This is a genomic window from Streptomyces acidiscabies, assembly GCF_020010905.1.
Taxonomy (GTDB): Bacteria; Actinomycetota; Actinomycetes; order Streptomycetales; family Streptomycetaceae; genus Streptomyces; species Streptomyces acidiscabies.
Genome location: NZ_JAGJBY010000001.1, coordinates 4,324,981 through 4,345,849, shown reverse-complemented (window position 1 = coordinate 4,345,849; position 20,869 = coordinate 4,324,981). Strand labels below are relative to the sequence as shown.

Below are 20,869 nucleotides of genomic sequence, written 5' to 3'. Positions count from 1 at the left end.
GCGCCTATCCCTTCCGGTCGTCCAGCGGCGAGCCCTCGGACGTCTCGCGCATCCGAATGTAGACGAGCAGCGAGGTCAGGACGCAGGCGGTGACGTAGTAGAAGTACCAGCCCTCGTGGCCGATGTCCTTGAACCACAGGGCGATGTACTCGGCGGTGCCGCCGAAGATCGCGACGGTCAGCGCGTACGGCAGGCCAACTCCCAGCGCGCGGATGGCCGTTGGGAACAGCTCTGCCTTCACGACCGCGCTGATCGACGTGTACAGCGAGCTGATCGCGAGCGGGACGACCATCAGCACGAAGGCGTAGTACGGGTTGTCGGTGTGCGACAGCAGTGTCAGCGAGGGGACGACGACGAGCGCGCCGAGCACCCCGAACCCGATCAGCAGCGGCCGCCGTCCCACCCTGTCGGAGAGGCGGCCCATCACCGGTTGCAGCACCACGAACACCAGCAGGGCGCAGAAGTTGATCCACGCGGCGGTCGGTTTGGCGATGCCGCTGGTGTTGACCATGAACTTCTGGAGGTAGGTCGTGTACGTGTAGAAGAAGAGCGTGCCGCCCATGGTCAGACCGACGACGACCAGGCACTGACGCGGGTACGACAGCAGCATCCTGAGGCTCCCCCGGTCCCCGTCCGCCTGCCCCTGCTCGAAGCTCTCCGACTCGTCCATCCCGCGCCGCAGCCACAGCACGACGACCGCGCCGGCGGCCCCCACGACGAACGCGATCCGCCACCCCCACGACTCCATCTGCCCGTCGCTCAGCACCGACTGGAGGATGATCTGGAGTCCCAGCGCCGTCAACTGCCCGGCGATCAGCGTCACATACTGAAAGCTGGAGTAGTACCCGCGCTTCCCTGGCGTCGCCACCTCGGACATGTACGTCGCCGAGGTCGAGTACTCCCCGCCGACCGAAATCCCTTGCAGCAGCCGGGCGGTGACGAGCAGCACCGGCGCGGCGACGCCGATCGTGTCGTACGACGGGGTCAACGCCACGATCAGCGAACCGGCCGCCATCAACGTCACGGACAGGCTGAGCGCCGAGCGCCTCCCCCGCCGGTCCGCGTACCTCCCCAACACCCACCCCCCGATGGGCCGCATCAGGAACCCGACCGCGAACACGGCGGCGGTGTTGAGGAGTTGAGCGGTCTGATCCCCGGAAGGAAAGAACGCGGCGGCGAAGTACACACTGAACGCGGTGTACGCGTACCAGTCGTACCACTCGATCAGATTCCCGACCGACCCGCGCACGATGTTCTTCGCGACCCTGCGCTCATCGTGCCGCGCGCCCCTCTCGTGGACGGCGGTGTCCTGTGCGGCCATCACAACTCCCTCGTCAGCGGCCTGGAGCAGCCAGAATCCGGGGGCCGAGAGGGCCGGACAAGATCACGCGCGAAGTCCTAACACTCCCTTAGGACTCGGCACGGCCGATCAGAGAGGGCGGGCGGTGGTCGTTCTACGACTGGTGGTACGTGAAGGTGCGGCCGTTCTTGGACTTCGGGACGTACACCTGGTGCCAGTTCCAGCCGGCCGGCGGACGCACGTAGTGGAGCTCGACCGAGCTGTTCGTCTGCCACCAGTAGTTCCAGGCCGTGGTGCAGCCGTTGGCCGGGACGTCCCAGAACCGGGAGTTGACCCAGTCGCCCTGGTCGTTGTAGCCGACGAGGAAGAACTTCAGGGCCGAGCCCTTGTCGTTGCAGATCTGGATCTGCACGTTGGCGGTGGCGGCGCTGGCCGTCGCGGGCGCCGCGAGGACGCCTGCGGCGGAGGCCACGGCGAGCGCGGCGAGGGTGAGCTTTCTGCGGAGTCGACTCATGTCGCTGGTGCCTTTCGGAGGAAGGGGTGGGGGTGCTCAGCCGAGCAGGCCGCCCGACCGCAGCCAGGCCCGCGCCGTGCCGGACGGGGATGCCCCGCCGTCGACGGAGGCGGCCAGTGCGGCCAGCTGCGCTGTGGTCAGCCGAGCGTTGAGGCGGGCCAGGGCCTTGCTTGCGGACAGGCCCGCGTAGGGGGCGCCGATGAGCGGGAAGACATGCTCGGGAGGCAGGGCGTTCTTCGGATCGGTCAGCACGACCAGGCCGTCCCGGGTGATGACGGGGTCGGTGCCGCGCAGGACCAGCACGTCGGCGGTGGCCGTGGTGCCGGTCTCGGTGAGGTGGGTGCCGTAGACCTTCCGCAGTGAGGCGGCCGACGGGGCGTCGGGGTCGCCGGCGGCGGGGCCGCCGAGGGTGAGACGGCCGGTCTTCGCGAGGGCGGTGAGGGTGCGCAGGCCGTGTGTGCGGGCGGTGGCCCGGGTGACCGCGAGGACGACGCCGTTCTGTGCCCGCGCGGGTGGCAGGGCGTCGATGCCCGGGGGCAGAGCCATGCTGAGGGTGGCGGCCATGTTGCCGGGCAGGGTCTGGCCGGCGGGCAGGGCGCGCAGCGTGGTGGTCTCGTAGGCGGGCGCGAGGGAGATCCGGCCCTCCACCACGGCACGGGTGGTGTCGGCGGGCGAGGCGTAACGGGTGCTCGCCATACGCACCTCCACCCCCGCGTCGGTCAGCAGTTCGCCGTACAGGGCCGCCACGACCCGGCTCTCGGCGGAACCGTCGGCGCCGATCACCGTCGGCCCCGCACCGTCCGCGTAGGCGGTCGCGCCGTCCCCCTTCGCCGCACCGCCGCAGCCCGCGAGGAACAGCAGAGAGCAGAGGGCAGCCGCCACAGCGGCACGTGGACGAACACGGCTGTCTGGCATCACGGAACACCACTTCTCGGTGGGAGCGGGCGGCCCGTTGCCCGGCGCCGCCCGCTGTCCTGGGGGACGGTTCAGCCGCAGTGCGCGGCGCGCTCGCCGGACGTCATCTGCGCGTCCTTGAAGTTGACGTAGCCGTTCTGCGGGTGGTCCTGGTCCCAGCCGGCCGCCTGGTAGTTGTTGATGTACCAGATGTAGTGGCCGTAGTAGCGCTTGCCGAAGTGGAGCTCGTACCAGCCCTTGGCCTTCTGCTTGGCGGTGCCGCGCTGGAGCCAGCCCTTGTATCCGGGGCGGACGTTGAGCGTCTTGGTCTCGGAGTCGGTGTGCGAGGTCGTCCAGGAGTGGGAGTACGAGACCTCGACGGAGACCTTGTAGACCTTCCAGAACTCCACGCTCGCCTCGATCGCGACGCCGACCGAGTTCGTGGCGGAGGTCGTGTCGAACCAGGTGACGGTGTGCTGGTTGATCTCGTGGCCGCAGTTGTACGCGGTGGAGCCCACCTGGTGCGCCGGGCCGGTGTACGCGGTGTAGCTCTGCGGGTGGAACTTGCACACGTCGGCCGAGCCGCATTGCTGGAGGAGCTGCGCGACGGAGGGGCTGTCGGCGGCGTAGGACTGCGGGGCCGCCATGAGGGAGGCGCCCAGGGCGAGGGCGGCGACGGCACCGGCGCTGCGGGCGACGCGGCGTGAGGGGGCGGTGGCGCGGAGCGCGAATCGCATCGAATACTCCAGGGGAAGTCGGTTTCCCGCTGCGGGGAAGCGCGGCTGATGAAAATCCGGGGGCTGCACGTGCGCTTGTTGTTCTGCCGGCCCTCGGGGGTGTGAGGGCCGGCACCGGTGACCGCGCCGCCGTCGTACCGGGGGGTCACCGGCGGCGGAGCGGGCCGTTCGACAATCACTCTCGGGGCCTCGGAATTGTTGATCAACCCAGGTCAGAGGGGTAAACAACGCGATCGGCCGGCATACCGCCGGGTACGGCACGCCTGTATGACGGCCGTCTCCGCAGACGGGGTCGGCGCGTTTCGTCTGTGTTTCCGCGTGAGCGGGCTACGGGGACCCGTCGTCCGGCCGCAGCCCGTCGCAGACCCGCCGGTAGGGCACGCCGGGGAGGTAGCGCCGCCACTCGGCGACGGTCAGGGACCGCCCCGCGCGGGCACAGAGCCGGGCGGCGGCCTGTGCGGGGCCGACGGGGTAGGCCTGGACGGAGACGTGCGGGCCGGCGGCGTAGAGGTAGCCGTCGGGGCCGAAGGCCAGTGAGTCGATCACGTCGCCCGAGGTGGCCGGGCTGCCGCCCAGGGGCAGGTTCAGCGCGAGGTCCCACAGCCGCAGGGCGCCCGAGCCGTAGGCGATGGCGAGGGTGGTGCCGTCGGGGCTGAAGGCCAGGGCGGTGACCCGCGTACAGGCGGCGCAGTCGGCGATATCGGGGAGCGCGGGGATCGTGGCCTTCGGATGGATGTCCGCCTCGGTGTCCCACACGGTGACGGAGCCGAAGGCCCCGCCCGTCGCGAGGTGCGTGTCGTCGGCGCTGAGCGCGAGGTGGTACGGCTGTCGTCCCAAGGTCTCCAAGTCGTCCGCCCGCGCCGACGGGATCCCGTGCGCGGTGTCCCACGTCTGTCCGACGAGCGAGCCCGCGGGCGTACTCCAGCCGACCAGCAGCTTCTGGCCGCGCGCGGTGAGGAAGATTCCGCGGGCCGTGGCCTCGGAGGGACCCGTCACGTCGAACGAGGTGCTCTTCCGGCCGGTCGGCGACACGTCCCGTACCGCGAACCGGACGGTGGGCAGGGGCCCGGACGCCACGGTGGTGCCGTAGGCGATGCTGCGGCTGTCCGGGCTGAAGGCCAGCAGCGGGCGGGCGGCCCCGGCGGGGCCGGTGGCCCGGCGGGGGAAGGGCAGTTCGGCGACGACGCGGGCGGAACGGGTCTCCTGGAGACGGAGGAGGTAGCCGGCCGGGGTCCGCTCCGAGACGGCGAGCAGCCGGCCGTCCGGGCTGAGCAGTACGGCGTCCACGGGCCGGTCGCGCCACGGGGAGGCCAGGGCGGCGTCGAGGTCGAGGGAGTGCACGGCGCTGCCCGCCAGATAGCGCAGGGTCCGCTCGACGGGGTCCCAGGCGAGGGCGGTGACGGGGCTGCCCGGCACCGGCCGGCGCAGCACCGGCAGCCGCGGCGACGCGATCCGCCAGACCGTCACGCCGTCGGGACCGGACGCCGCCAGGAACGCTCCGTCCGGCGTGAAGGCGAGGTGCTGGGCAGCCGGCCCGGCGAGGTCCGCGAGTTGTCGCCCGGTGGCCGTGTCCCAGACGAGGACGCCGGTGTCCGTGGCCACGGCGAGCCGTGCGCCGCCCGCGCCGAAGACGACGGTCGCCGACGAGCACCCCGCCGCACGGAATGTCCCCCAGGCGCCCGGCCGGCCGAAGTCGCGGGCGGTGTCCCACACCTCCAGTGGTCCGTCCGGCCGGCAAACGGCCACCAGCCTGTCGTCCGGCGAGGGAACGGGATACGCGTCACCCGCCGCCTCGAACAACGTTCTGTCGCCGTCGACCGCGCGCAGCCGTACCCCGGGCCGCGGTCCAGGATCCCGTACGACATAGCTGTGCCCGTCGGCCCCGAAGCCGAGGACGCGGCCACTCGCCCCGGGCCGACCGGCACCCGAGGCCAGGTGCCACAGGCGCCTGCCGCCGGTCAGCAGCAGGGTCCGGCCCGCCGGGTCGGCCTCGGCCACCTGACCGTCCGGCAGCGGGCCCGATCCGGTGCGGCGGTGCGCCTGCACGTTCCAGGAGGACCAGGTGCCGGCTCCCGCCACCAGCAGGGTGCGGCCGGAGTCGGCGAGGAAGGCGCGACCTCCGGCACCGGGCTCCGGCCCGGTCAGGACGTCTTCCTCGGGCTCGGTGAGCGCGCTGATCAGTGCCGCGCGGCTGACCGGGGAGGGTGCGAGCCGCCAGGCGGCGACGCTGAGCAGTGCGGCGGTACGGGGATCGTCCGGCTGCGTCCGGGCGGCGAGGGCGGCGGCCTTCAGGGCCGCGGCGCGGATGTGCTCCTGGTCGGCCGCGTGGCTGCGCTGCCAGGCGAGTTGCCCGGCGACGAGCGCGCCCACCACGACGACGGTGAACGCGGCGGCCAGTGACCGCATCCGCCGCCGTGTCCGCCCCGCTGTCCAGCGCTCCATGCGGTCGGCGACCCGGGATGCGCTGAGGAAGGCCCGCTCCCGCCCGGTGAGGTCGTCGTCGGTGTCCCGGCCGAACAGCAGGTCGGCGACGGCGAGATGGGTTCCCCGGTAGAGGTTGCCGGGGTCGCGGTCGCGCTCCTGCCAGATCCGCGCGGCCTCGCTGAGGCGCCGGTGCTCGCGCAGTCGTTCCCGGTTCGCCTCGATCCACGCATCGAGCCTCGGCCAGTGGGTGATCAGGGCCTCGTGGGCGAGTTCGATGTGCTCCTCGTCCAGGATGACGAGCCGGGCGCGGGCGAGCCGGTCGAGGACGACGGGCAGTTCGGGGTCGGGCCATTCGCGCAGATCGGCGCGGCTGACCGGACGGCGGGTGACGGCGCTGCCCTCGCCGGGGGTGACGAGTCCCAGCAACAGCCGCCGGGCGGTGGCGGCCTGGGCGGGTGAGAGGCAGCCGTAGACCTCCTCGGCGGCAGCGGCGATCGCGCCGTGGATACCGCCCGCCGCCTCGTACGCGGCCAGGGTGAGCACGCCGCTGCTCCGTCTTCGCCAGGTCTCCCGCAGGGCCTGCGACAGCATCGGCAGTGCGCCGGGCCGGTCCGCGGCCTCCTCGACGATCCGCGCGGTGAGTTCCCGCTCCACCCGCAGCCCCGCCGCCGTGGCCGGCTTGACCACCGCCTCCTGCAGTTCTGCCCGCGTCATGGGCCGGACGGCCAGGGAGTTGTGCCGCAGCGCGACGGCCAGACCGTCGTACTGGGCGCACCGCGCGCGGAAGCCGCCGCCCACCGCGACGACCACGCGCAACCGGCTCGTCGGTTCGCCGGCGGCCAGGAGCCGGTCCACGAACCGCCGGCGGTCGGCCCGGTCCCGGCACAGCGTGAAGATCTCCTCGAACTGGTCCACCACCACGAGCCGTTCCGGCCCGTCCGGCGGCGCGTCGAGCAGCCGCTCGTGGGTGGCGGCGGGCCGGGCCCCCGGCGTGATCAGCCGCAGTTCCATGCCGCGGTCCCGCTCCCGGATCAGGGCGTCGATACGGGGCAGCAGCCCGGCCCGCAGGAGTGAGGACTTCCCGCTGCCCGAGGCGCCGTGCAGCACCGCGAACCGATGAGCCGCCACCAGTTTCAGCGCGTCCTCGACCAACCGGTCCCGGCCGAAGAAGAGGTCCCGGTCGCCCAGCTCGAACCTCGTCAGCCCCTGATAGGGCGAGTTCCCCTCCTCCGCACCCTGCGGCCCGGCCTCCTCGGCGACGGCCTGCCGACGGCGCTCCCACTCGTCGGGGTCCGCTCCACATGCCTGCGCGTACGCCCGCACCACCGCGGCCGACGCCAGCCGCTCGCCGGACGCGGCCCGCGACAGGGCGGTCACGGAGAGGCCGGTGCGCTGGGCCATCGTCCGGTACGACGGCGATCCGCCGTTTCCGCGCAGCGACCGCAGCTCGTACGCGAAGCGCTGCAAGGGCCCGGCGTCGGGGTCCACCGGTCGTTCGGGACGGCCCAAGGTGTCACCTCACCTCGGTGTGTGTACATGCCCTGCATATCAAGTGCTTGCACTTTAAAGTATCCGAGCGGGGAACTCAAGATCGCCCGGAGTCCACGGGAGCGGGACGGCGCAGTGGCCGACGCGCCTCGCGGAGCGGGATACTTGGGACTTCGCTCAACGTGACGACCAGGGAGCTGATCAGTGAACTCTGCGGCAGGGACGGGGCGACGGCACGCGGTGGTCGTGGGTGGGAGTCTTGCGGGGCTGCTCGCCGCGCGGGTGCTCGCCGGGCACGCCGAGCGGGTGACCGTCGTCGAGCGGGACCGGTTCCCGGAGGGGGGCGGGGCGCGGTCGGGTGTGCCGCAGGGACGGCATCCGCACGTGCTGTTGCAGGGCGGGCAGACGGCGATGGAGTCGCTGTTGCCGGGATTCCTGGAGGAGTTGAGGGCGGCGGGGGCGCCCTGGGTGGGCATGCCGTCGGACATGGCGCTGTGGCAACACGGGCGCTGGTTCCGCCGGTTCCCCGCGACGACGCACATCTACACCGGTTCCCGGGGGCAGTTGGAGGAGATCGTACGGCGGCGGGTGCTCGCCGATCCGCTGATCACCGTGCTGGAGGGGACCGACGTCGTCGGGCTGCTCGGGGACGCCGCGCGGGTGCGGGGCGTTCAGGTGCGGGACCGCTCCCAGGACGCCGAACTCCGGGACATCGAGGCCGACTTGGTCGTCGACGCGTCCGGCAGCGGGACCAAGGCGGGGAAGTGGCTCGCGGAGATCGGCGCCGGCGCCGTACCGGAGGAGACCATCGACACCGGGCTCGCGTACGCGTCCCGCGTCTACCGGGGCAAGGGGGGTGCCGTCCTCGACGACGGGGGGACCCTCGGGTACTACGTGTACCCCAACCCCGAACAGGTCCACGCCGGGGGCGCATTGCCGTTGGAGGACGGCACGCATCTGGTGATCGTGTCGGGGCTGCGCGGGGACGAACCGCCCACGGACGAGGCCGCGTTCGAGGCGTACACCAAGCGGCTGGCGCACCCGCTGCTCGACCGGTGGATGGAGGAGGCCGAGCCGCTGACCGCGCCGTTCGGGTTCCGGCGTACGGCGAACATCCGGCGCCGGTACGACCTGCCGGGGACCCCCGCCGGGTTCCTCGCGACCGGGGACGCGCTGTGCACGTTCAACCCGATCTACGGCCAGGGCATGGCCATCGCCGCGATGAGCGCGGTCGCGCTGCGGGACGCGCTCGCCGGCCGGCGCCGTACGCCGACGACCCGGCGCGTGCAGGAAGCGCTGCTCGCCGCGTCGCGGCAGGCGTGGGACATCTCCGCCGGGGCGGACCGGCAGATGCCGGGGGCGACCGGGACGGCCGTCGCCACCAAGCCCGCCGACCGGGTCGCGGGATGGTATCTGCGCCGGGTCACCGAGCGGTCCCCCGGTGACCCCGTCGTCGGGACCGCCTTCCGCGCCGTACTGACCCTGTCCGCGCCGGTCACGGCCCTGTTCGCACCCGCCGTCGCCAAGGCCGTGCTGTTCGGCCCGCCCGCCCCGACCTCGGACGGTCCGCCGCCGGTCCGCGAGGAGACCGACACGGCCGTCTGACTGCCCGCCCGGGTACCCTACTTGCATGGAAGCGCAAGTAGGGTCCTGGGACGAGCACCAGGCCGACCAGGCGGTCGCCGTCCTCAAGGCGGTCGCCGACCCGTCCCGCTACCGCCTGCTGTGGGCGCTCACGGACCGCGAACTCCCGGTCAGTAAGCTCGCGGAGATCATCGGCGCGCACGTCGCGGCGACGTCCCAGCACCTGGCCCGCCTGCGCGGCGCCGGCCTGGTCGACTCGCGCCGCGAGGGAACCCGCATCTTCTACCGCGCCGCCGGCCCCCGGGTACGGGCCCTGCTGGAGGGCGCGGTCCTGGCGGCCGACGAGGCGGGCGCACAGGAGGAGGCTGCCGGGGAGGTCACGCGTACGGCGCCGGAGACGGCGCGGGCCCGCGCCACACGCCCCGCCACCGCGCACTGACGGCTCAGCCCTGCCGGAGGTAGAGGTCGCGCAGCAAGGCGATCTCGGCGCCGTGATGGATCAGCTCCCGGTTGACGTGCAGGACCCTGTTCTCCAGCGGATACCGCTCGGGACCCACCGACGGCGGACTGTCCAGATCGGCGTCCGAGAGCCCGCGAACCCCCGCGTTCCACCGCCCGTATATCTCGTCGAGCTGCTTCAACGCCTCGTCGGCGGTCCCCGCGTACGCGAACGTCTCGGAGTCGACCTCCGGCCCGCCGAAGTACCACCCGGTCCGGTAGCCCAGGCACGAGACGACGATGTGCGCCAGCCGCCAGGCGATCGTGGTCACCGGCGCCGGTACCGGGGCGGGGGACGCGAAGTCCGGCGTCCATCTCCCCGCGCCCGGCCGGACGTTCCAGCAGTCCCCCACCGGCTCCCAGAAGTACTCGTCGTCGGTGAGCCCGTCCAGCCGTGGCCGCAGGTTCGTCCGCCAGTACCAGTCCAACTGCTCCGCGAGCCGCTCGCTTCTCGTCATTTCCGCACAGTACCTACCGCACCCCGGCCTCCTCCGCCCGGTACTCCTGCGGCTCCGCGTCGTACGCGTACAGCTCCGCGTACCTCCCCCAGTCCGTCGCCGTCTCCAGCTGCCGCGTCACCTGCTCGCTCGTGAAGTGGTGGGCCAGCAGGTCCCGGAAGAAGCCCGCGCGCAGCGTGCCCTTGGGGTTCTGGCCGAGGCTGGTCGTGATCAGCCGCACCAGCGGGGCCTGTACGGCGGCCTGGGCGAAGATCCGCTTCGAGTCCTGGACGTCCGCGTCCGCGAAGGCCGTACCCATCGGAGTGAGGAGCAGGTCGTCGCCGGTGACCGTGCCGAAGCCGAGCAGGTCGAGGGCGTCGACCTGGGGCAGCAGGTCGTCGATCTCCAGGCCGAGGTCGTCCGCGAGGTCCGCGAGGTCGCAGGCGCCGCCCCGGCTGAGGACGAGTTCCGCGAGGCCGGAGAGTCCGTCGACGCTGGCCGGGGGCAGGGGCGTGTTCGCGGGGGTGCGCTTGTCGAGTTCGGGGGTCTCGTGGCGGCCGGGGACGCGGCCCTCCTTCTGGCGGCCGGTCATCGTGCGGTACACCCGGTCGATGAGGTCCTCGAACGCGGCCGAGTCCCGGTCGCGGGGCCGGTCCATGCCGACCTCGAAGACCTCGCGGATCGTGCCGTACGGCCGCGCGCCGAGGACGACGATCCGGTCCGCCATCAGCACGGCCTCCTCGATGTTGTGGGTGACGAGGACGATCGCCCGGGTCGGGAAGCGTCCCGACTCCCACAGCTCCATCAGCTCGCCGCGCAGGTTCTCGGCGGTGAGGACGTCCAGCGCGGAGAACGGCTCGTCCATCATGAGTACGTCGGGCTCGACGACCAACGCCCGTGCGAAACCCACGCGTTGGCGCATCCCGCCGGACAACTCCTTGGGGTACGCGGACTCGAAGCCGTCGAGGCCGATCAGCTCGATGGCCTGCCTCGCGGCCTCGGCACGCTCGACGGGACCAACTCCCTTGGCTTCCAGGCCGAGTTCGACGTTCTGCTGGACCGTGAGCCACGGGAGCAGCGCGAACGTCTGGAACACCATGGCGGTACCGGGGTTGGCCCCGGTCAGCGGCGTCCCCTTGTACGTGACGGTGCCGGAGCTGGCCGGGACGAGCCCGGCGAGGCAGCGCAGCAGCGTCGACTTGCCGGACCCCGACTTGCCGAGCAGCGCGACGACTTCACCGGCGCGGACCTGGAGGTCGATGCCGGACAGGACGGGGAGTTCGCCGTCGGCACCGGCGTAGGACTTGGTGAGGCCGACGGTTTCGAGGAGGAGGTCGTTGGTCATGACGTTGCTCCAAAGCACGTGAGAATCAAGCAAGTTGAGGGGGAGGCGGGGCGCTCTCAGAGCGAGTAGCGCGTCTCCGCCAGCCGGTACAGCCGCCGCCACAGCACCCGGTTCAGCAGCACGACGTACAGACTCATCACCGCGACCCCGGCCAGCAGATGCGGGTTGTCGCCCTTCGCCGTGGCCTGCGCGATGTACGCCCCGAGCCCGGTCGCCGTCAGTGTCGTACCGCCGAAGGTCACGACCTCGGAGACGATGGACGCGTTCCAGGCACCCCCGGACGCGGTGATCCCGCCGGTGACGTACGAGGGGAAGATCCCCGGCAGGATCAGCCGCTTCCACCGCTGCCGGCCGACGACGCCCAGGTCGTCCATCGCCTCGCGCAGATCCGTCGGGATGGCCATCGCCCCGGCGATGGTGTTGAAGAGGATGTACCACTGCGCGCCGAGCGCCATGAGCAGCGTGCCGCCGATATTGATGGACAGCCCGGTCTTCAGGAAGAACCAAACAGCCAGCGGGAAGAGGAAGTTGGCCGGGAAGGAGGCCAGCACCTGCACTATCGGCTGGGCGATCCGCGTCAGCCGGGGCGAGAACCCGATCTTCACTCCGACCGGCACCCAGACGACGGTGGCGAGCGCGACCAGCACGATCACGCGGACGAACGTCGCGAGCCCGAGGAGGAGCGGTTCGCCGAAGACGCCGAGCCCGGTGCGGTCGTACAGATAGCGGCCGAGGTCGGCGAGCCCCCAGAGGATCAGCCCGCCCGCGACGACGGTGAAGACGACATCGCCGGTGCGCTGCTTGGCGCGGTCGACGGTCAGCCGCTGGTCGTCGCGGCCGAACACCCGCCCCGCCCTGCTCAGCGCGTGCCCGACGGGCCGCAGCGCCCTGCCGAGGAGCCGGGGCCAGTGGGAGCGGCGCAGCAGGTCGAGGACGACGGACTTCTGGACCTCGCCCGCCTCGGACTGCTCGTTCTTGAAGCGTTCGGCCCAGGCCGTGAGGGGGCGCCAGAAGAGGAAGTTGACGCCGATGACCATGACGGCCATGGCGAGGATGGCCCAGCCGACCTTGCCGAGGTCGCCGGCGGCGATCGCGGCGCCCGCGTAGGAGCCGATGCCGGGAAGCGCGTACTGCTTGTTGTTGACGCTGATCGCCTCGGACGCGACGAGGAAGAACCAGCCGCCGCCGAAGCTCATCATGCCGTTCCAGACGAGGCCGATCATCCCTGAGGGGAGTTCGACCTTCCAGAACCGCATCCAGCGGGTGAACCCGAACGACCGTGACAGCTCGTCGAGTTCGCGTGGGAGGGAGGTCAGGGAGGAGTAGAAGCCGAAGGTCATGTTCCACGCCTGCGAGGTGAAGATCGCGAAGATCGACGCGAACTCCAGGCCGAGCAGCGAGCCGGGGAACAGCGCGATGAACCCGGTCACGGCGACGGTCAGGAACCCGAGCACGGGGACCGACTGGAGGATGTCGAGCGCCGGGATCAGCACCCGTTCCAGCCTGCGGCTCTTGGCCGCCGCGTAGGCGTAGACGAACGTGAACACGACCGACGCGGCGAGCGCCGCGAACATCCGCAGCAGGGAGCGGGCCGCGTCGTACGGGAGGCGCGCGGGGTCGGTGTCGACGTGGAGGGTGGTGTGGGTGTTGAAGGCGACGGTGGTGCCCTGGCCGACGCGCAGGACGGTGTAGAGCAGGACGAGGACGGCGGCGGCGACGGCCGCGTCCACCCAGGAGAAGCGGGAGAGCAGGGGTCGTTTGACAGCACGGATCAGCATCACGGAGCCTCCGCCCACACTCTGCGCACGGCGAGGCGCCCCGGCCGGCGGCGGCGCGCCGACGGCGGGGCGGGGTCACCCGGGGAGCACGGAGAGCGTGGGGAGTGAAGAAGAGAAAGGGGGGTTCAGCGAGCGCCCTGGGGGCGGCTCGGACTGGGAGGTTCTGCGCCCATGGCCGCCTCCGTTCCGCGATGTGACTGCACCCGTGACGGGTCCGACAGGCCGAGTCTGCACCTTCTTGCGTCCAGACGCAAATAACGGCGGAGGCTCTTGCCCGCCTCTCACCTGCGGACATGCGAACGGGCCCGGTGTCTCCCCAGACACCGGGCCCGTTCGCCCGCACCCTCCGCTCAGAGTGCGGTCACCACATGTCGCTCACATGTGGACCGTGGGGGCCGCGTTCTCGTCGGCCTTCGGGACGCCGCTGCGGTAGAGCAGCAGGGTGAGGACGGCGCCGACCGCGAAGAACCCGGCCGACCACCAGTACGCGGTGGAGTACGACTCCAGCGCGGCGTGCGCCTGGACGAGCTTGTCGCCCGCGTTCCTGCCGTCCAGGTAGTTGGTCGCGGCGCTCGCCGCGAGGGTGTTCAGCAGTGCCGTGCCGATGGAGCCGCCGATCTGCTGCATCGTGTTGACGGCGGCCGAGGCGACCCCGGCGTCGTGCGCGGCGACCCCGCTGGTGGCCAGGGACATCGCGGGCGCCATGACCAGGCCGATGCCGAGGCCGGTGAGGATCAGCGGCGGCATGACGTGGGTGACGTACGTGCTGTCCAGGCCGAGGTCCGTCATCCAGACCAGGCCGACCGCGCCGAGGGCCATGCCGAGCGGGACGATGATCTTCGGGCCGATCCGGGGGACGAGGAAGCTGGTCGCCAGGGTGGCCGCGACCATCAGCCCGCCGACCATCGGCAGGAACGCGAGCCCGGTCTTGACGGCGGAGAAACCGAGGCTGAGCTGGAGGTAGTAGGTCAGGAAGAGGAAGACACCGAACATCCCGGCGCTGGAGATCAGCATCACGGCGAAGGAGGCGCCGCGGTCGCGGTCGAGCAGGACGCGCAGCGGGAGCAGCGGGTGGGACGCCTTCGTCTGCCACCAGGTGAACGCGGCGAGCAGGATGCCGCCGACGGTCAGGAAGCCCCAGGAGCGCGGGGAGGACCAGTCGTGGGACTCGGCCATCGAGAAGCCGTAGACGACGGCGAAGAGGCCGGTGGTGACGAGGAGGGTGCCTGGGATGTCGAGCTTCGCGCCGGGTTCGCGGGCCGTGCGCTTGAGCAGGATCCAGCCGCCGACCAGGGGGATCACGGCGAGGGCGAGGTTGACGTAGAGGGTCCAGCGCCAGTCGAGGTACTCGGTGAGGACGCCGCCGAGCAGCAGGCCGACGGCCGCACCGGAGCCGGCGATGGCACCGTAGATGCCGAAGGCGCGGGCGCGCTCCTTGGCGTCGGTGAACGTCGTGGTCAGCAGCGAGAGCGCGGCCGGTGCGAGGAGCGCGCCGAACAGGCCCTGGAGGGTGCGCCCTACGACGAGGACCTCGAAGTTCGTGGCGGCGCCGGCCAGCGCGGAGGCCGCCGCGAAGCCGCCGACGCCGACCAGGAAGGCGACCTTGCGGCCGAAGAGGTCCGCGATCCGGCCGCCGAGGAGCAGGAGGCTGCCGAAGGCGAGGGAGTAGGCGGTGACGATCCAGGTCCGGTCGCCGTCGGAGAACCCGAGGTCGGCCTGGGCGGACGGCATCGCGATGTTCACGATCGTCGCGTCCAGCGTGACCATCAGCTGGGCTATGCCGATCATCGCGAGAACCCACCAGCGGTGACGGGACGCGGGTTCCTCGGCTGTCTTGGTGAGTGACGTCGTGTCCGGCGTCTCGGTGGTCTGTGACATAAGGGGCCTGCTCCGATGAGATGATCGGCGTCTCGCGAACGAAACGGTTTCGTACTCCAATGACGCTACACACCTGGCTAGCGAAACTCAACCGTTTCGATAGTGAGACCGGCGTCACAGGCGGATCCGCGGCTCCCGTGTCCCGAAACGCTTGCCCGTACGGCGACTTCGCCCCGTAAGCTGATCGACGCAGCCGGTTCGCCCCGTCAGCCAGACGGGCCGCGTCGCAAGAGGGAACCCGGTGGGAATCCGGGACTGCCCCGCAGCGGTGAGCGGGAACGACCGCCGTCATACGCACTGGGTCCGCACGGACCTGGGAAGCGACGGCCAGTAGGTGCCTCGTCTACGTACGAGGCGTGCCCGTGAGTCCGAAGACCTGCCGACTGCCCGTGCGTGAGCTGTTCGCGCGCGGAGTTCCGGTGACCTCGCGGGTGGGTCGGCGCACAGAAGGCCGTACGGCGCTGCCGTCCGGCCGGTGGGTCCTTCACGCCCTCGTCCCGTCGCCGGGACCTCAGGGAATCATCTCGTGAAGGAGATCTCCGTGACCACGAAGTCCGCAGCCGCGGCAACCCTGTACGGCTACCCCCGGCAGGGTGAGAACCGGGAACTGAAGAAGGCCGTCGAGGGCTACTGGAAGGGCCGCGTCACCGCAGGCCAACTCCGCTCGACCGCCGCCGACCTGCGCGCCACGACCTGGCGGCGGCTCGCCGACGCCGGGATCGACGAGGTGCCGACCGGTGACTTCTCGCTGTACGACCATGTCCTCGACACCAGCGTGATGGTCGGGGCGATTCCCGTACGCCACGCGGGAATCGAGGACCCCCTGGACCGCTACTTCGCCATGGCGCGCGGCACGCAGGACGCGCCGCCGCTGGAGATGACCAAGTGGTTCGACACCAACTACCACTACCTGGTGCCCGAGTTGGGCCCGGACACCGTCTTCCGCGCCGAACCTTCCCAGCAGGTCGGCGAGTTGACGGAGGCCCTCGCGCTCGGCCTCACGGCACGCCCGGTCCTCGTCGGCCCGGTCACCTACCTGCTGCTGGCCAAGCCCGCCCCCGGTGTCGACGCCGGTTTCGACCCGCTCACCCTCCTCGACCGGCTCCTCCCGGTGTACGCCGAGATCCTCGCCGAGCTGCGCGCGGCCGGCGCCGGGTGGGTGCAGCTCGACGAGCCCGCCCTCGTCCAGGACCGCACCCCGGCCGAGCTGAACGCCGCCGCCCGCGCGTACCGGGACCTCGGCGCACTCGGCGACCGGCCCAGGCTGCTGGTCGCGACCTACTTCGACCGGCCCGGCGAGGCCCTGCCGGTGCTGGCGAAGGCGCCCGTCGAGGGGCTCGCCCTCGACTTCACGCGGCCCGGCACGCTGGAGGACCTCGCGTCCGTCGGCGGGCTGCCCGGCAAGCGGCTGGTCGCGGGGGTGGTGGACGGCCGCAACGTCTGGGTGAACGACCTCGCCGGGTCGCTCACCGTCCTCGGCACCCTCCTCGGACTCGCCGACCGCGTCGACGTCGCCGCCTCCTGCTCCCTCCTGCACGTCCCCCTCGACACCGCCCTCGAACGCGACACCGACCCGCAGATCCTGCGCTGGCTCGCCTTCGCCCGGCAGAAGACCGCCGAGGTCGTCACGCTGGCCCGCGGTCTGACCAGCGGCACCAGCGCGATCGCCGCCGAACTCGCGGCGAACCACGCCGACTTGGCGTCCCGCGCGGGATCGCCGATCACCCGTGACCCCGGGGTGCGCGCCCGCGCCGCCGCGGTCACCCCGGCCGACACGCGCCGCGAACAGCCGTACGCCGAACGAGTCTTGGCGCAGCGCGCGCATCTCGGGCTGCCCACGCTGCCGACGACCACGATCGGTTCGTTCCCCCAGACCGGCGAACTGCGGGCCGCCCGCGCGGACTTGCGGGCCGGACGGATCGGCCTCGACGGCTACGAGGACCGCATCCGCGCCGAGATCCGGGAGGTGATCGCCTTCCAGGAGAAGGCCGGGATCGACGTGCTGGTCCACGGCGAACCCGAACGCAACGACATGGTGCAGTACTTCGCCGAACAGCTCACGGGCTACCTCGCCACGCAGCACGGCTGGGTCCAGTCGTACGGCACCCGGTACGTCCGTCCGCCGATCCTCGCCGGGGACACCTCCCGCCCCGACCCGATGACAGTCCGCTGGACGTCGTACGCCCAGTCCCTCACGTCCCGCCCGGTCAAGGGGATGCTGACGGGGCCGGTGACGATGCTGGCGTGGTCCTTCGTACGGGACGACCAGCCGCTCGCGGAGACCGCCCGCCAAGTCGCCCTTGCCCTGCGGGACGAGGTCAACGACCTTGAGGCGGCGGGGAGTTCGGTGATCCAGGTGGACGAACCCGCGCTGCGGGAAACCCTGCCGCTGCGGCGCGCGGACCACGCGGCGTACCTGGAATGGGCGACGGAGGCGTTCCGCCTGGCGACGTCCGGCGTACGCGCGCGGACCCAGATCCATACGCACATGTGCTACGCCGAGTTCGGGGACGTCGTGCAGGCGATCGACGACCTGGACGCGGACGTGATCAGCCTCGAAGCGGCCCGCTCCCACATGCAGGTGGCCCGCGAACTGGCGGCGCACGGGTACCCGAGGGAGGCGGGCCCGGGGGTGTACGACATCCACTCACCGCGCGTCCCGAGCGCGGAGGAGGCATCGGCGCTGCTCCGGGCGGGCCTTGAGGCGATCCCGCCGGACCGCCTGTGGGTGAACCCGGACTGCGGCCTGAAGACGAGGGGCTGGCCGGAGACGAGGGAGTCACTGGAGAACCTGGTGACGGCGGCGAGGAGGGTACGGGCCGAACTGTACTGAGCCAGGGGGTGAAGTCCCCGGGGACTCCCGGGGACTTCATTCGTACACCGAAACACCTCCTTCATACAGGAAGTATTTAGGGGTAACACCCTCTGCCTACCGTCTCCGTGCTCCCGCAAGCCACGCCGCGGGGCACCCGTCCCCGCCCCCGCCGCAAGGAGACGTAGTGAGCGTCGAGCCGCAGACAGACGTACGCACCGGCCCATCCCCGACCACCGACCAGGCCACGAAGGAGACCCTGGAGGACTACACCCTCCGCTTCGCGCCCCGCAGTTACCGCCGCTGGACCCCGATGGTCGTGGCGACGACCGCGCTGGGCGGCATCGCGTACATGGCGGACTTCTCGATCGGCGCCGGCATCGGCCTCGCGCACGGCACCGGCAACGCGCTCGTGGCGATCGCCGTGGCCGCCGTGGTCATCTTCGTGACGGGGTTCCCGCTGGCGTACTACGGCGCGCGGTACAACATCGACCTGGACCTGATCACGCGGGGCTCGGGGTTCGGGTACTACGGCTCGGTGCTGACGAGCGTCATCTTCGCGAGTTTCACGTTCATCTTCTTCGCGCTCGAAGGGTCGATCATGGCCCAGGGGCTCAAGCTGGGCCTCGGACTCCCCCTGTGGCTCGGCTACTTGGTCTCCACGCTGATGGTCATCCCGCTCGTGATCTACGGCATGAAGGCGCTGAGCAAGCTCCAGGTGTGGACGACGCCGGTCTGGCTGCTGCTGATGGTGGGGCCGCTGGTGTACCTGGTCTCCACGGACCCCGGCACGGTCGACAAGTTCCTCAACTACGCGGGTACGGACGGCGAGGGCGGCATCAACACGGCGTCCGTGCTGCTGGGTGCCGGCGTGTGTCTCTCCCTCATCGCGCAGATCGGTGAGCAGATCGACTACCTGCGGTTCATGCCGCCCAAGACCGAGGAGAACAAGCGGAGTTGGTGGACGGCCGTGATCATGGCCGGTCCCGGGTGGGTGGTCCTCGGCGCGCTGAAGCAGGCGATCGGCGTGTTCCTCGCGGTGTACATCATCGCGAAGGTCGGGGCGGACGCGGCTCCCGAGCCGATCCAGCAGTTCCGGGGCGCGTTCGACGCGATGATGCCGTCCTGGCTGGTCGTTCCGCTCGCCGTCGTCCTCGTCGTGATCAGCCAGATCAAGATCAACGTGACGAACGCGTACTCCGGTTCGCTGGCCTGGACGAACTCGTTCACGCGGGTGACCAAGCGCTACCCGGGCCGCATGGTGTTCGTGCTGGTCAACCTCTCCTTCGCGCTGATCCTGATGGAGGCCGACATGTTCAGCTTCCTCAACACCATCCTCGGCTTCTACTCCAACTGTGCGATCGCGTGGGTCGTGACGGTCGCGACGGACATCGGCGTCAACAAGTACCTGCTGAAGATCTCGCCGCTCCAGCCGGAGTTCCGCCGGGGCATGCTGTACGCGGTGAACCCGGTGGGCGTGGTCTCCTTCGTGGCGGCCTCGGGCCTCTCGATCGCGATGTACTTCCACGCGCTGGGCGACACGCTCCAGCCGTACTCCCCGGTGGCGGCGGCGGTCCTGGCCTTCGTCCTCACCCCGGTGATGGCGATCACGACCAAGGGCAAGTACTACCTCCGCCGCACGGACGACGGCATAGCGGAACCCCTCCTGGACCCGGAGGGCAACCCCAGCGCCACGACGTACGACTGCCACGTCTGCCACCAGCCGTACGAACGCCCCGACCTCACGGCCTGCGCGACCCACGACGCGACGGTGTGCTCCCTGTGCCTGAGCACGGACACGGTGGGCGACCACGTCCTCCCGGCGACGGTGTAACCCCCTTCATCACCCCACGAGAACGGGGATGACGACCTCACGACCGAGGGAGTCATCCCCGTTCTCCGTGTCGCCGTTGTGGCGGAGTGGCCAGTTCCGGTCGGTCTTTCTTGTGAGGCAAAGGGTAAGTAATGTGACTGCATGGTCACATTGGGTGAGTGTTTCGGGGCGGAGTTCTGGGCTGATCCGCATGGTGCGTACGCGGTGTTGCGGCGGGAGCAGCCTGTGCGGGTCGTTGTCACCCCGGACGGGCTGCGGGTGTGGGTGGTCAGTCGGTACGGCGATGTGCGGGAGGTGCTGGCGGACTCCCGGTTCGGCAAGGACGCTGAGGCCGTCGGGGAGCTGTTCCGGCGGAACACCGTGCCGGGGCGGGCGCCCCGGGTCGTGGCGCGGAAGACCGCCGGGCACATGCTGAACAGCGATCCGCCCGCCCACACCCGGCTGCGGAGCCTCGTGTCGAAGGCGTTCACCCCCGGCCGCATCGCCGCCCTCCTCCCCCGCACCGAGGCCCTCTCCGCGTCCCTCCTGGACGGGCTCGCTGACCGGCCCGAGATCGACCTGATCAGCGATTACGCGTTCCCCCTCTCCATCACCGTGATGTGCGAACTCCTGGGCCTCCCCGAGGGCGAGCGGGACGCGTTCGGCCGCTGGACCCAGGACTACAACGCGACCGGCGCGCCGGAGACGGTGAGCGCGGCGGCCGGACACATCACGGCGTACCTCACCGACCTGATCGCCGCGAAGCGGCGGACACTCGGTGACGACCTCCTCTCCGCGCTGATCGACGACGACCGCCTCTCCGGCGAGGAGCTCGTCGCGATGGTGTTCCTCCTGCTCAGCGCGGGCCACGAGACGACGGTCAACCTCGTGGCGAACGGCATGCGGGCCCTGCTCACGCACCCGGCCGAACTGAAGCGCCTCCGCGAAGACCCCGCGCTGATCCCGACGGCCGTGGAGGAGTTCCTCAGGTACGACGGCCCGGTGAACCTCTCGACGTACCGGTACACGAAGGAACCGGTCACCGTCGGGTCCGTCGAGATCCCCGCCGGTGAACTGGTCCTCGCCGCCGTCACCTCCGCCAACCGCGACGCCGCGCACTTCACCGACCCCGACCGCCTGGACGTCACCCGCACCCCCAACCGGCACGTCTCCTTCGGCGTCGGCATCCACTACTGCCTCGGCGCACCGCTGGCCCGCCAGGAGGCCCGGGTAGCCTTCCGCGACCTCCTGGACCGCTACGCCGGCATCGAACCGGCCGTCCCGATCGCCGAGTTGACGTACCGCCAGAGCCTGCTGATGCGCGGCCCGGAGTCACTGCCGCTGCGCGTACGAGGCACCGTGTGACC

At 71.2% G+C, this 20,869-nt stretch carries 14 protein-coding genes and 1 riboswitch; of the genes, 5 read left to right on the top strand and 9 right to left on the bottom strand.

The window, feature by feature from the left end; all coding sequences use genetic code 11:
• Positions 1-4 precede the first annotated feature (4 nt).
• From J8M50_RS19955 to J8M50_RS19935, 5 genes are all read right to left on the bottom strand, one after another.
• Complete coding sequence (locus tag J8M50_RS19955; RefSeq protein ID WP_010355200.1) at positions 5-1,321, bottom strand: MFS transporter; 1,317 nt, start codon at positions 1,319-1,321, stop codon at positions 5-7.
• 133 nt (positions 1,322-1,454) lie between these two features.
• Entirely contained in the window at positions 1,455-1,814 is a 360-nt protein-coding gene (locus tag J8M50_RS19950) for a hypothetical protein (RefSeq protein ID WP_010355201.1), read from the bottom strand.
• 36 nt (positions 1,815-1,850) lie between these two features.
• A complete protein-coding gene (locus J8M50_RS19945; RefSeq protein ID WP_040836952.1) occupies positions 1,851-2,729 on the bottom strand; it encodes a glycine betaine ABC transporter substrate-binding protein in 879 nt (292 codons plus the stop codon).
• Between the two features lie 71 nt (positions 2,730-2,800).
• The gene (locus tag J8M50_RS19940; protein WP_010355203.1) at positions 2,801-3,445 is read right to left on the bottom strand and encodes a hypothetical protein; all 645 of its coding nucleotides are present in this window, start codon (positions 3,443-3,445) and stop codon (positions 2,801-2,803) included.
• 327 nt (positions 3,446-3,772) lie between these two features.
• On the bottom strand, positions 3,773-7,378 hold the full coding sequence (locus tag J8M50_RS19935) for an nSTAND1 domain-containing NTPase (RefSeq protein WP_029184061.1): 3,606 nt from the start codon (positions 7,376-7,378) through the stop codon (positions 3,773-3,775).
• 225 nt (positions 7,379-7,603) lie between these two features.
• Here J8M50_RS19935 and J8M50_RS19930 point away from each other — a divergent pair, with 225 nt between their 5' ends.
• Positions 7,604-8,962, top strand: coding sequence for an FAD-dependent oxidoreductase (locus J8M50_RS19930; protein ID WP_029184062.1), 1,359 nt, complete (start codon positions 7,604-7,606; stop codon positions 8,960-8,962).
• A gap of 25 nt (positions 8,963-8,987) precedes the next feature.
• A complete protein-coding gene (locus tag J8M50_RS19925; RefSeq protein ID WP_010355206.1) occupies positions 8,988-9,380 on the top strand; it encodes an ArsR/SmtB family transcription factor in 393 nt (130 codons plus the stop codon).
• A gap of 4 nt (positions 9,381-9,384) precedes the next feature.
• Here the strand turns inward: J8M50_RS19925 and J8M50_RS19920 are convergent, their stop codons facing one another.
• From J8M50_RS19920 to J8M50_RS19905, 4 genes are all read right to left on the bottom strand, one after another.
• Complete coding sequence (locus tag J8M50_RS19920) at positions 9,385-9,897, bottom strand: DinB family protein (RefSeq protein ID WP_010355207.1); 513 nt, start codon at positions 9,895-9,897, stop codon at positions 9,385-9,387.
• Between the two features lie 13 nt (positions 9,898-9,910).
• Complete coding sequence (locus J8M50_RS19915; protein WP_010355208.1) at positions 9,911-11,221, bottom strand: ABC transporter ATP-binding protein; 1,311 nt, start codon at positions 11,219-11,221, stop codon at positions 9,911-9,913.
• Positions 11,222-11,277: 56 nt separating this feature from the next.
• The gene (locus J8M50_RS19910) at positions 11,278-12,999 is read right to left on the bottom strand and encodes an ABC transporter permease (RefSeq protein ID WP_010355209.1); all 1,722 of its coding nucleotides are present in this window, start codon (positions 12,997-12,999) and stop codon (positions 11,278-11,280) included.
• A gap of 375 nt (positions 13,000-13,374) precedes the next feature.
• A complete protein-coding gene (locus J8M50_RS19905) occupies positions 13,375-14,877 on the bottom strand; it encodes an MFS transporter (RefSeq protein ID WP_010355210.1) in 1,503 nt (500 codons plus the stop codon).
• A gap of 177 nt (positions 14,878-15,054) precedes the next feature.
• Positions 15,055-15,275: riboswitch (cobalamin riboswitch) on the top strand.
• Positions 15,276-15,418: 143 nt separating this feature from the next.
• Between J8M50_RS19905 and metE the strand changes: the two genes are divergently transcribed.
• The 3 genes from metE to J8M50_RS19890 all read left to right on the top strand — a co-directional run bounded on the left by metE (position 15,419) and on the right by J8M50_RS19890 (position 20,867).
• Complete coding sequence (metE, locus tag J8M50_RS19900; RefSeq protein ID WP_029184065.1) at positions 15,419-17,710, top strand: 5-methyltetrahydropteroyltriglutamate--homocysteine S-methyltransferase; 2,292 nt, start codon at positions 15,419-15,421, stop codon at positions 17,708-17,710.
• Positions 17,711-17,876: 166 nt separating this feature from the next.
• Positions 17,877-19,523: an allantoin permease gene (locus tag J8M50_RS19895; protein ID WP_010355213.1), complete on the top strand. Its 1,647-nt coding sequence runs from the start codon at positions 17,877-17,879 to the stop codon at positions 19,521-19,523.
• Positions 19,524-19,664: 141 nt separating this feature from the next.
• Positions 19,665-20,867: a cytochrome P450 family protein gene (locus tag J8M50_RS19890; RefSeq protein ID WP_029184066.1), complete on the top strand. Its 1,203-nt coding sequence runs from the start codon at positions 19,665-19,667 to the stop codon at positions 20,865-20,867.
• Positions 20,868-20,869: the final 2 nt, after the last annotated feature.